This window comes from Elusimicrobiota bacterium (assembly GCA_016721625.1).
In the GTDB taxonomy this organism is placed as follows: domain Bacteria; phylum Elusimicrobiota; class Elusimicrobia; order FEN-1173; family FEN-1173; genus JADKHR01.
Map to the genome: position 1 here is coordinate 984274 of JADKHR010000001.1, position 12397 is coordinate 996670.

8 protein-coding genes and 3 pseudogenes are annotated in these 12397 nt (G+C 56.5%); all 11 read right to left on the reverse strand.

Annotated elements, in window-relative coordinates:
- Nucleotides 1–105 precede the first annotated feature (105 nt).
- Complete coding sequence (locus IPP35_04190) at nucleotides 106–996, reverse strand: class I SAM-dependent methyltransferase (GenBank protein MBL0058309.1); 891 nt, start codon at nucleotides 994–996, stop codon at nucleotides 106–108.
- Nucleotides 993–1709: a haloacid dehalogenase-like hydrolase gene (locus tag IPP35_04195; protein MBL0058310.1), complete on the reverse strand. Its 717-nt coding sequence runs from the start codon at nucleotides 1707–1709 to the stop codon at nucleotides 993–995. The genes IPP35_04190 and IPP35_04195 overlap by 4 nt, the downstream gene beginning before the upstream one ends.
- A pseudogene (locus IPP35_04200) lies at nucleotides 1702–3641 on the reverse strand (transketolase). Before IPP35_04200 ends, IPP35_04195 begins: the two are co-directional and overlap by 8 nt.
- A pseudogene (locus tag IPP35_04205) lies at nucleotides 3634–4398 on the reverse strand (acylneuraminate cytidylyltransferase family protein). The pseudogenes IPP35_04200 and IPP35_04205 overlap by 8 nt, the downstream one beginning before the upstream one ends.
- Nucleotides 4395–5225 carry an FkbM family methyltransferase gene (locus tag IPP35_04210; GenBank protein MBL0058311.1) on the reverse strand — a complete coding sequence of 277 codons (831 nt, stop codon included), beginning with the start codon at nucleotides 5223–5225 and terminating at the stop codon, nucleotides 4395–4397. The pseudogene IPP35_04205 and the gene IPP35_04210 overlap by 4 nt, the downstream one beginning before the upstream one ends.
- A gap of 40 nt (nucleotides 5226–5265) precedes the next feature.
- Nucleotides 5266–6456: a hypothetical protein gene (locus IPP35_04215; protein ID MBL0058312.1), complete on the reverse strand. Its 1191-nt coding sequence runs from the start codon at nucleotides 6454–6456 to the stop codon at nucleotides 5266–5268.
- A gap of 77 nt (nucleotides 6457–6533) precedes the next feature.
- The gene (locus IPP35_04220; GenBank protein MBL0058313.1) at nucleotides 6534–8045 is read right to left on the reverse strand and encodes an aldehyde dehydrogenase; all 1512 of its coding nucleotides are present in this window, start codon (nucleotides 8043–8045) and stop codon (nucleotides 6534–6536) included.
- A 14-nt stretch (nucleotides 8046–8059) separates the two neighbouring features.
- On the reverse strand, nucleotides 8060–8872 hold the full coding sequence (locus IPP35_04225) for an SDR family oxidoreductase (GenBank protein ID MBL0058314.1): 813 nt from the start codon (nucleotides 8870–8872) through the stop codon (nucleotides 8060–8062).
- 1 nt (nucleotide 8873) lies between these two features.
- Nucleotides 8874–9940, reverse strand: a pseudogene (locus IPP35_04230) (N-acetylneuraminate synthase family protein).
- 29 nt (nucleotides 9941–9969) lie between these two features.
- The gene (locus IPP35_04235; GenBank protein ID MBL0058315.1) at nucleotides 9970–11433 is read right to left on the reverse strand and encodes a hypothetical protein; all 1464 of its coding nucleotides are present in this window, start codon (nucleotides 11431–11433) and stop codon (nucleotides 9970–9972) included.
- The gene (locus IPP35_04240) at nucleotides 11430–12221 is read right to left on the reverse strand and encodes a putative sugar O-methyltransferase (GenBank protein ID MBL0058316.1); all 792 of its coding nucleotides are present in this window, start codon (nucleotides 12219–12221) and stop codon (nucleotides 11430–11432) included. The genes IPP35_04235 and IPP35_04240 overlap by 4 nt, the downstream gene beginning before the upstream one ends.
- Nucleotides 12222–12397: the final 176 nt, after the last annotated feature.

Below are 12397 nucleotides of genomic sequence, written 5' to 3' on the forward strand. Positions count from 1 at the left end.
CCGATCCAAGGAATTTTTTCCAACTGTTCGCGAGCGTTGGCTTTCCAACTCTTCCGGCTCATGGACGCCCACCGCGCCCGAGAAGGAAGGAGGCTTCCGTCCGGATCATGCGCGTCGGGCGACCACGAATAAATTGGCCCCGTCCTTATCCCCACTCACCGAACCTCGAACGCGATCAATGATTTTTGGAGAGACCTGATTCCAAATCCGCTCCTGTAACGAAGGGATAACTCCCATTCCTCGCTCGCCGAACAACCGGAGCATGCGATACCAGAACGTGAACGACGGCCCCTGGTATAGCTTGACCACCACGGAATCGAACCCCGCCAAGGCAAGCCATTGCTTCCAGGTTTCGGCTTCCACCAAAGTGTAATGGTGATACTCCCGATTAACCTTCCGGCTTTGCGCCCAGCCGAAATATCGGGCCAAATGACGCGCGAAACCCAGAAGAGGGACAGTCATGACGAAGAAACCGCCGGGGCGGAGGAGCCGAGCCATTTCGGCCAAACTCGCCTGGGGTTGACGCGTGTGCTCCAACACCGAATTGGCCAGCACGCTCCCGAGGGACCCCGAGGGAAGGGGAACCGTCGTCTCAGATCCCAAAATTCTGTTTTCATACGCTTTTTGATGGGCGCACGCCGTGAGGGCTTCCGGGTCATTGTCAATCCCGAAGTCAATCTTTGAAAAAAGTGCCGCGCCAAAGGAACCGTCCCCGCACCCAAAATCCGCCATGGGCTTTTCGAAGTATTTCCGGTGGCGGTCAATAAGAGTCAGTTCCTGAGCCCGCCAGAGGGTGTGCGCCAGGCTCCCGTAACGGACCAGGCAGACGTCCCCGGGGAACCGTTCCAGAACCACGGGTCGACCGCCCTGAACCAACCCTGTCTTATCGTGCCCATCGGATCGATGTTTGCCTCCCAAAAACCGAACCATAAGAGGACGAACCACATCCAAAACATTGCTGACGCGCCCAACGATCCGATAGAATAGGTCTTTCACGAATGCCCCCCTTTCCGAACGGCCCGGAGAACGACCCGTTCGAAAAATTCTTCCGGTGACGGCAAACCGGGGATCGTCCACCAGGGATGAAACGCCCGCAAGGCGTCCTCTCCGTAATGCCCGGAGGCCACGGCGATGGTGTGCGCTCCGATCGCTTTCCCGCAATGAACGTCATGCGGCGTGTCCCCGATAACGTAGACGTCTTCCACACTGAAGCCCGCCTGGCGCTCGCGTACCATGTCCAGAGCCTGCCGGGCGATGGAGCGGCGGTCCGGAAAACCATCCGAAAAAGCGCCACCGCTAAAAAAACCATCAATGCCGTAATGGGTCAGCTTTGCCCGGGCGCCGGCGCGGGTGTTGCCCGTCAACAACATTGAAAAAATATCCTTGCGAGCCGCGATTCCCTCCAAAATGGCCCGGACACCCGGGAGCACCCGTCCGATTTTGCGCGGCAGAGCCCCGGGCAGACGATCTTCATACACTCGAAGAAACCGGTCCACAACCGTCGAATCCGCGGGGCGGCCCGACTGTTTCACGATTCCAACCGCAATTTCTACGTCGGTCAATCCGGCGGTGGCCAAACCGTTAAAATCCGGCGTCGTTTCCAACACTTCCCGCGCCGCGTCTTCCAGGGCGAAAATGCCCGCTCGGCCGGTGTCCAAGAGGGTCCCATCGATGTCCCACAAAAGCGCGACCGCAAACGGTTTATCCAATGTCTGAATCCTCAACGGAAACCATGGCGGCTCCCTCGCTCCCGGTCGAAGTCCCTTTTATGAGAAGGCTTCCAATGTCCTCCGTTAAACTCTCGGAATCCATACGGTGGGCTTTCAAAACCTCCTCGTAAGTCCCGCAAACAGGCTTTCGTGACAGCCCGAAACGACGGGCTTGGAAAGATCCCACGCCGCGAGTTTCCGCCAAGGAGGCCAACAACCGCTCACCCAACCCACCATTCAAATAATGGTTGTCCAGGGTAATGACCCAAGGCCTATCGCCCACCGCGCCCTTCAACCACTCGGCATCCACTCGATTCAGCCACGGCATGGCCACCAACCGGACGCGGGTCCCGCCGCGAGCCAAGTTTTGCACCGCGAGATAGGCCTGGGTAAGAAGAAGCGGACCGGAAGCGAAAAGAACCGCATCCCCGCCTTCGGCCAGAACGACGCCCCGTCCGAGGGCGGGACGGGCATCGGCGGGCCAGGAAAATGGCACGTCGCAGGACACCGAGACCAAGCGAAAGTACGACGCGTCCGCGCTCTCATTGACCGCGTATTCTATCAGGGCTTCAAAATCCTCATTGCAACTAGGTTCGATGAGATTAAAATTCGGGAGCGCGGCCAACGTCGAAATATCCCGCACCGCCTGGTGGGATGTTCCCGGCCCCGCCGGCAGGAACCCTGCCAAAGAACCCACGTAAATAATTTTATTCCCCTCCAAGGCGTTGTTATAGATTTGCTCGTTAGGCCGCGACGACAAGAAGCAGGAAAAGGAATGAACCACCGGAAGGAGACCCTGCCTCGCCAGACCGCCGGCTTGACTGACCATGTCTTGTTCGGCGATACCGCATTCGATAAAACGATCGGGGAACTTTTTTTCGAATGGCAAAAGCCCGCAATCTTTCGCCAGATCGCCGTCCAAGACCACCAGCCGAGGGTTTTTTTCCGCTTGACGAACAAGTTCCCGGCCGTAACAGGCGACCAGGTTTTGGGGTTTTCCCATCGGCGCCTTGGGAAGTTGGGGAACCCGTTCCAGCGCGATTTCATTCTCCCCTAAAGATTTCAATCCGGCGTTGATTTTCCCGGCCAATTCTTCCACGGCCCGGTCATACTCCAAATCGCCCGGGGCGCCGCTGTGGTAATGGTATAAACGATCCTTCGCCCCCATGCCCTCCATGAAGGACACTCCCCGCCCTTTCACGGTGTCCGCTAAAATGAATTTGGGCCTATCGGCGACGGCCCGCAACCGAGTGAAAAGTTCTTTCAAGGCGTTCATGTCGTGCCCGTCCACGCGGTCCGTGTGCCAGCCAAAGGCCTTGGCCTTGGCCAGAATATCGCCGCCGTCGCTCACCTTGGCGACCCAGAGATCGGATTGAATCTTGTTGGAGTCCACAATGACAGTGATTTCTCCCATGTTAAGATTCACCGCCTGGGAAGGGATTCCCAAATCTGCCCTTCCTGAAGCTCGCCGTCCCCGAGAAGAACATAAACGTGGCCGGGTTTTTTCTGCAATCGTCTGGCGAGAATGATGCCTTTGGCTTTCGAAATCCCCATGCCCAAGGATCCGGTGTTGGCAACGATCCCTGGGACCGACACGTCCGGGTGGCCCGGCACCCCCCCTAACCGGCGGAGCTCGTGAAGCTTTTTAAACTCCAGCTTTCCTAAAGCGGTGAGCACCGAATAGAGACCTGGCACGTCGTGTCCCTTAGAGGAGAAATAAAGGTCGTCGGTGCCCAATTCCAGCAAGTGCAACCACGACACAATATCCAAACTGCTGAAACTCGACCCGATGTGTCCAGAATTAGCGCGTTTTATGGCATAGAGGGCATTCAGTCGGGCCGCGTTCGCAAAAACAGCCGCCCGATGGGCGTCCATGGGGCCACCCAGGATCCGTTGAAATTCTTCTTGAGGAATATAAACCAAATCACTCATGATCCGACAACCTCCAGGGGGTTTGGGTGACCTGCGGCAAAACCGCCTGTCCCCGCTTCAAAAGCTCTTCCGCCAGCCACCAGTCCTCGGGATGATTGATATCAAATCCCTCCAACCCTTCGGTCTCGAAAGGGAGGACTTTTTCTCCGGCGATGGTTCCGCCTTCCAGCGGCACACGGGTCCACGCGATCTCCAGACTCGCGTTCTGAACGTACACCCGGGGAAGGGCCTGGTAGGGAGTGCTGTGCCAGGGTGGGTTTTGGCCCCCCCGGCAATAGCGGCTTCATCCAGTCGCTTTCCATCACCCACATTTTACCGGGATGTTGGCCGCAAAGTTCCACAGCCCGAAGGGAATCAGCCTCCGGGAACCGATGAAAAAGAGCCCACGCTCGAACAATGGTTTCCGCTTTTCGGAACGGGCTGGTTGGCCGAAGCAGGGCGAACGATTCGTAGGTCCGTCCTTGGTCCGCCAGGGTTTTCAGGGTGTATCGGACCCACTCAATGTCCGGTGACAGATCCCCGCGAAAGCCGCCGGGCGCAGAAAGGGAACTTCGCCCCCGCAATGACGGGCCACGCCCGCCACCTCCTCGCTGTCCGTAGAAACAACGATGGCGTCAAACATTCCCGAAACCTGGGCCGCGTTCAACGTATAGGCGAGAAGAGGATGTCCGTTTAGAACCCGGACGTTTTTCCCCTTGACCCGCTTCGATCCTGCGCGGGCCGGAATGAGCGCAATTCTTTTTCGCGGAGGGTTCATGGACGAACGAATAGCCTGTTGGCCACGCGCCCTCCGGCGTGTTCCCAGACGCCCCCGTCTTTGAAGCCCGCGGCATACAACGCCGCGCAAAGCTGGCCCTCGTCGGACCGACTTCGGTCCACTTCCATCAGGATCGACCGCAACTCCGGACGTCGCAACGTTATTTCGCCCCCGGTCAATATTCGAAACTCCGCCCCATCCACATCCAATTTCAAATGGTTCGGCGCAGGCAATGAAAATAGGTCCATCGCGCTGTCCAATCGCACGCAAACAAGGTCTTGAAAGAGCCCCGCAGGCCGCGCCCCGTCCGGAGTCAACCCCTCATGTTCGGCGGCTCCGGTTTCTAGGCTAGCCAAATGAAAACGAGCCATCTCCGTTCGGTCGGAGAGGGCCAAGGGCAAAGCCACGACGGCCCCGCCGCAGGCGTTTCGCAATATATTTTCAACAAGCCGCATGTAGTTGGCGGCCATGGGTTCAAAAGCAAAAACCCGACAGTGGGTTGCCTTCGCGGCCACAAGAGAATAAGCGCCTACATTGGCCCCCACATCGAAAAAAACATCCCCTCGCCGGAGATGTGTCTCCAACCATTGGATCGTCTCAGGCTCCTTTCGCGCCGAACGGAGCCGCATGTCCCACTCGGTCAGGGAATCGACCCGAAGGAAAATGGCGGATTTTTTATAGTCCATTTTTCGCCACACGGGGAACGATTGGCGCACCGCCACCCATAGCCGCGTCGGAAACACCACCGCTTTGACGCTCTCCACCAATAGTTTAAAAATGAACGTTGGAAGAATCTGTTCCAAACGCGATTTGATTTTTCTTAACACGTTTTCTCCCGAGAGAGACCCATCCCCATATAAATTAAGGTCAGAATCCCGTAATAGACCCCCGTGGCCAACGCCAAACCCCGTAGACCCCAGTAACTGAAAAATATAATCCGAATCGCAATCGAAAAGGGAACTCCGACGAGTCCGATCCAGGTGGGGGTCCAGGTATCCCCAGGGCGTAATAACGGTTCGAGAGGGCCAGAACCACCGGGCTCAAAAGTTGCCCTCCCAAAGCCAACAGCAACAACCAAAGAAGACGGATATCCCCGTCCGACAGACGACCCCCATAAAAAATGAGTCTCAACGCCGGCAAACCAAACAGAACCAAAAAGAAAATAATTCCGACCGCTAAGAAAACCGTTTTCCGGACCCCCCCGCGATAGAGGGCCTCCGCACCCCGCTCATCTCCCTCCCGAAGGTGTCCAGCCATCCGAGCCAGAACCGGTCCTGATATGGCCTTCTGAAGAACGACTTCCCCCGCGCCGTAAAACTGCTGGCTCACCTGAAAGAGAGACAATCCTCCGGCGGGCGCCAAGGCCGACAAAACGCGATCCACCAAGTAAGTCATTTTGTAAAGAAAAGCCCCGCCTGTCAAAATCCCCATGCGCTTCCACAAAAATCCCGGCAAAGAGGAACGAAACCGAACCCTCTGAAAAGGACCCAAGACCCCCACCAGCGCCCCGGCGCTAACAACCGCCCGAAGCAGAGAAGCCCGCGCATATCCAGCCCCTCCCCATATCGGGAGAAACACCAGCAATAAGGTCAGCCCCGCGATCGAACCCAGCAACCCTGATAGTTCCGCCCGAAAGAACCGTCCTTGGGCGTAGGCCAACCCTTGGGCGACACTCAGAACCGCCTGAACGGGTAGGAGCCAAACGAAAGTCTCCACCAGACGTTCCGTCATCGCCCGCGCGACGGAACTGTAAGCGCCAAAAAAAACCCCCACCCAATGATGGGACGTCGCCTCCAAGATCCAAGCGGCCAGACAGAAAAATAAAAAAGCGATCTGCGCCATTTCCCAGGCGCCCCCCCGTTGATCCTCGGCAGACAACGACGCCAAATGGGGGGCCAACGCTTTCCCTGTTACCGTGGCCAGAATCATGATAATCGCTTGGGGCACGATCAAGGCGGCAAAAACAGCGTCGGACTCGGTTGAAGCTCCCAATCGTCGGAGCAAAAGCCAATTGAAAACGAAAGATATTCCGAGGTTGACCATGGTGATTAAAGCCAACCCAACCGAGTCGCCCCCCCTCAGCAAGAACCTCAAAGGATCCAAAAGTTTATTGGGGGATCTCCAGAAAAAATCCACTACACCCGCGCCGGGTCGAAATTAATATAGAGGGTTTTCCAATCGGAATAGACGTCCAGGGCTTCGCTTCCCGCTTCCCTCCAGCCCGTCCCGGAATCCTTGAGCCCGCCAAACGGCATGTGTGGCTCGCTACCGTAGGTCGCCCCATTCACAACGGCCACCCCCGCTTGAATTTTCCCCAGGAACGTCATGGCACGATCGATGTTCTTGGTGTGAATGGCCGCCGTGAGCCCATAGGGGTACGCGTTTGCCGAGAAAACCGCCTCTTCGAAATTTTTTACCCTGTAAAGACAACAAATCGGCCCAAACAATTCGGTTCGAGATATTTCCGAGAGCGGATCCGAATCTTCCAGCACCGTTGGCTCCATAAAATAACCACGGGAATACGCCGGACCCACCATTCGCTTGCCGCCGGCGAGAAGAAACGCCCCCGCGGCCCGCGCCTTCTCGACAGCGGCCACCATATTTATCAACTGTTCCTCGTTGATCACCGGGCCGAAATCATCGGTATCCTGACACCCGACCTTCAACGTCCGGGCCCGTTCCAACAATTTAGCTTTAAATGTTTCGTAAACGGAATCAAAAACAATGATCCGCGTTCCTGCGGCACAACGTTGGCCCGCGTTGCTACAGGCGGAAAGAACAGTGGCCTCCACCGCCTTGTCCAGGTCCGCGTCATCGCAAACAATGAGAGGGTTTTTCCCTCCGAGCTCAAGGCAAACCTTGGCCAAACGAGCGCCGGCATTTTTTTGAATGAGTCGCCCGACCTCGGTGGATCCGGTGAAGCTCACCACGGACACATCCGGGTGATCCACCAAGGGCGCGCCAGCCTCCACGCCGTACCCATGGACCACATTCAATACGCCTGGAGGAACCCCCGCTTCGCCGAATATCCGTGCGCACATCCAAGCGGTGAGCGGTGTGTCTTCAGACGATTTCAAAACCGCGGCATTCCCGCACAAAAGAGCCGGAAAAACTTTCCAAGCCACGTTGGCCATGGGCGTATTGGCCGCAATGATCAAACCCGCCACACCGAGAGGTTGACGAACAACCAACGCCGCCTTATGGGGAACAGCGCTCGTGGTGGTCTTGCCGTAAAAACGTCGCCCTTCCCCCGCCACAAAAAAACCCATTTCAACGGCGGCGCCAACTTCCCCCAGAGCGTCCTTAACAGATTTTCCTGTTTCCAGCGCCACGATCTTTGCCAGCTCATGGGCCCTATCCCGAAAAATCAGAGCCGTGGCGCGAAGCACGTCGCCACGACGAACGGGCGTCGCCTGAGACCATTCGACCTGTGCCCGTTTGGCGCTCTCCACCGCCGTATTGACATCGGCCTTTCCCGAGCGGGCCACTCGGAAGAGAGCTTCCCCGGTGGCCGGGGACAGTTTAGAAAAAGAATCTCCGGAAGCCGCCTTGCATTCCTCATTGTCGATCCAATTGCCGATTTCCGATGGATAGGAAACGTCGGGAAGGACAGGGATCGAACCGGTGTTCTGTGCCTCTTTACCCATTGGAATCTCCTTCTTTACCAGGTGGTGAAACCGCCGTCCACCATAAGATTTATCCCCGTCACATATCGGGAAGCGTCCGACGCAAGAAATAAGAAGGGCCCCCGCAAATCGGCTAGCGTCGCCATCCGGGAGAGGGGGACCCGTGCAGTAAATTTAGATTTGAAAGCCCCATCCTGCCCCCCCTCCACGCCACCCGGAGAGAGGGTGTTCACGCGAACGCCCTTCGGTCCCCAAAGAGTGGCCAAAAATTTTGTCAGATTGGCCAAGGCGGCCTTGGAAGCACCGTAGGCGGGAGGCTTCATAAAAGGCGTTTGACCCGTAAGATGGTCATAAAAGCGTTGGTCCGGAGAAACCGCACTGTAAAGCGATCCGATATTGATCACAGACCCCTGCCCAGACCTGGCCACCCCTTCTCCGAACACCTGCAAAACCTGGAAAGCCCCTAAGAAGTTCACCTCAAACATTCTGCGCACGTCTTCAATGGGTATCTCTGAAAAAGTAAAGTTTTTCTTAAGCACGGCGGGAGGCTGATCGATTCCGGCATTATTGACAATGACCGCCAAGGAAGATTTTCTTAGGGCGCGGTCCCTGGCCTTTTCCAGGTCCCGCCGCGAGGTGACATCGCCCCGCTCCAAAATCAACCGCGATTTGTATTTTTTAGCCAGGGCGGAAAAGGACGGGGACACAGGGACTCCTTTCCGGTCAAGCGCCAGAACCCAGGCGCCGGCAGAGAGCGCCGTCTCCACCCAGAGATGGCCAAGCTTTCGAGAGCGCCCGTGACCAAAACCCTCGCCCCGCCAAACCAAAAGAGGGCTGGAAGAAGCCATTTTAGGCGGTCACCCGATCGGGCACCATTTTGAGATCGAATTCTTGGTCTTCAACCATGGGTGTGGAAAGCGTTTTTCCAACCAACCGATCCATCTCATAGGGAGGGAGCCCGTCGCCGGGGGATTTAATGGCGATGTCCGCAGACGTGAGAACGTGTCCCGCGGGCAAGGGCCGGGCCGCCACCAGCTTTTTCCCCATCTTCAAAAGAGGTTTTTGTTCGGAGGCGAACGTGCGCTTCACTCCGGTTCCCAAGGCTAACCGCAACCGCTGAAGATCCCGGACCATTTTTTTCAAGCCCACGGGTTCTAGCGAAAAAGCGTGATCGGTTCCCTTCAATGCCCGGTTCAACGTGAAATGCTTTTCAATCACCCGAGCGCCCAACACATACGCCGCCACCGCCATGGCGATGCCGCTGTCGTGGCTGGAAAACCCGATGGTCGCTTCCGGGAACTCTCGCCGGAACGTTGAGATCACATTGAGTTCCAACTCCTCAAAGGCGGGCGGGTATCCCGCTGTACATTGAAGGATGGCAATTTGGGAGTTGATGGACAGAATGGCTTCGCACATCCGCTTCACATCCTCAACGCACCGCCACCCGTGCTGATGACCAGAGGCTTCTTGAACGATGCCAAATATTTGATCAACGGAATGTTCTTCAAATCACCGGAAGCAATCTTATAGGCAGGCACGTCTAAGTCTTCCAGGAAATCGGCGCTTTTAAAATCGAAAGCCGTCGCGAAGAAGGTGAGTCCCAGTTCTTTGGCGAGCTTTTGCAATTCCTTGTATTCGTCCTTGCCGAATTCGAGCGCTTCCCGGTGCAGACCGTAGGTGGGGCCGTAGCTGTTTTCGTTGTCGTAAGGCTGATGGTACATGGCCTTGGTGTATAGGGACTTGTTGTCACGCTTCTGGAGTTTTACAGAATGCGCGCCGCACTCTTTGGCCGCCCTGAAGAGTTCTTTGCAGGTATCGACGTCCCCTTGGTGGTTGTGCCCAATCTCCGCAATAACATAGGCGTCCGAATCATCCCGGATGTCAAATCCGTCCAACCGCAAAAGCCGCTTATACATATAGGTCTCCTTTAGTTATGTCGATACTATTATTTATTATTTTTCGAAGCGTCCTTCCCCCCCCCTCTGGGGTGTGAACGTCTGGTCCGCACGCCCTTGCATAAAGGGGCGGGAAAATGAGTGTTCCCCTGGGCTTCGCGCTCAATGGCTTCCGCCATGATATCTCCGGCCGACCGCGCGGGGCCAAGAGGCCAGACGAATTTGCGTATGAAGTTTTTTCTCTCCGCTCGCTTTTCGTCCTTTCCTCCCGAGATATCAGCAAGGAGGTTGACGCACGATTCAAACCCGTCCGCCATGGCCAGCGCCTCGAATTTTGCCAGCACTTTGAAATGCAAGGCCGTTGTCTGGGTGGCCGAGAACTCCGGCAGGAGAAGAGCCACCGTTGGCCGATCACAAATCAAGGTGTCTAACATTCCGGAAGTGTTGAGCCCTACGGCCGCGACGCAACGTGAGATCACACCGAAAAACTCAGCGATGGCCCGAGGAGTGTCAGGGGGAGAGTCTCTCAAGTCTTCGGGTTTTTGGGGCCACACAGCGAAACCTTCGGTCAGCAACACAGAAAGCTTGACCACTTGGGAGGGATGCGGCCGGACAAGCACGTCCAGACCGCTTAACGCCGGATGCTGAGAAGATTTGATTAACGCCGCGAGCCGCCGGATGACCCAAGCCTCATCCGGCGCAATGTTGGGCGAGGATCCTAGGTAAAGAACGAAAGGTTTATCCGGGGCCCTCGTGAGGGATTGGGAGACCTTTGCATAGGCGGCGCCGCTGTCCTGGGGGTCTCGCCATTTGTCAAAAAAGGGCGCACCTGCGACGACAATTTGGTCGGATGTGAACCCATGAAGTTCAACAGCTTCCCGGTGGTGTTCCTCATTCCACACCAAGAGGCGGTCCGGGCGCGCATGAAACATTCCTTTCGTGGTGAGGTTGTCCCAGCTCAAAACAATCCCCACCGTTGGCAACCCGAGAAACTGGGCCGCCTTAAGGTATTCAATTTCTTCCGAGAAACGCATGTTTAATGGCGACAAAACCACGACATCGGGCAGATCTGCGGCGATCGCACGAACGATGACTTGATCTGCCCCGGCCACGCATTCCAACGCCTTGTGAAATGACCTGAGCAACGGGCCAAACACCAACCGCCGCAAAAATGGAATCCTCGCGATGGCCCGGAATTCTCTATTGAGGTACCGCTCCCATCGGGCACAATAGAAGCCCGATTGGCCTCTCCTGCCAAGATAACGGGAATAGGTCACCGCCTCCCGCAGGGGAAAAAGGAAACGTCGCATGGGTCCTGACCGCCGCCGGGACCACGCCCATGCGGCCGACGGCGTTTTGCGTAAGAATTCATCCAACGCCTCCCGTGATTTTCCCCGGCTCCATTCCTCATCCACGAGGATCCTGACGCGGTTCCCTCGCCGACACAGAGACTCCAACACGGACACATGGTAGACGAAATGCGCCGTGGAGCGGATGACGAAAAGAACGTTCAACGGGCCCTCTCTACCGACGCGCGGGCCGTAACCCTTCCGATCAAATGCGCGTACCCCGACGAATACAAATCCGACCTTCTCCCGAAGGAAAAGGAAGCCATCTGACGGAGGGCCTGCCTGACCCGGCTCAGCCAAGGGCCCGATGGGGAGGTCCGAGGAACAAAAAAATCATTGTGCGCGCGTTCTAAAACGGAGATCTTTCGGAGATCGTAGTGCCGGCGCATGATGGCAATCAAATCGTTCAGCTGCGGGTTGTATTTGGGTTTCCACATGTTGAGGCTATACAATGTGGGGCATCCGGCGGCCTCCACAGCGGACACGTAGAATTCAACTTGCGTGGCGGTCATTTCCTGAAACGACACCATGTTGAGAGTCAAATCAATCCGTGGAAAGGAAATATCGCCGAAGGCAAAATTTGGCAAAAAAATGAAGTCGAAGCTGTCCCATTGGTCCGCCAGGATCGCCAGGGGAGTTTCTCCATAGATCCACATCCGCGCGCGGGGAAAAACCGTGCGCAGGTAAACAGCGGAAAAGAGAAACAACTCTGGGAAATCGACAATAACATAGGTGGAGAAAGGAAAAATCGACTTGAATTGGTAGGCGAACCCGCCCCACCCCCCGATTTCGCAGACTGTGCGCCGGACTCCCGGCGCCGCCGCCAGGCCGGAAGCTCTCCCGATCGGTCCAACGCGAGGAGCGCCTCGTAATATTTCAAGGTGTCCAAGTTGATCAGACCTCGGTCCGTCTGGTACCCAAACCCGCCCAACAGGGGCGACTCCGGGACCCAAAGGCCGACCGAGTCTTGCCGGTTCAACGAGTTCAACCGCCCAAGAAACACGGTTCGTAGCTTGTCCTTCAAGGTTCGGTAATCGTAAACTCGCACACCCGTGATGTGAAAGCAATGATGCCGGAGCTTCGCGATCAGCCGGGGAGATGCCTCCAGCATATAATCGAAATTTTCCAT

Coding starts and splice junctions, on each gene's coding strand:
- IPP35_04220 (MBL0058313.1), bottom strand. CDS start 8,045: ATGGGTAAAGAGGCACAGAACACCGGTTCGATCCCTGTCCTTCCCGAC.
- IPP35_04225 (MBL0058314.1), bottom strand. CDS start 8,872: ATGGCTTCTTCCAGCCCTCTTTTGGTTTGGCGGGGCGAGGGTTTTGGT.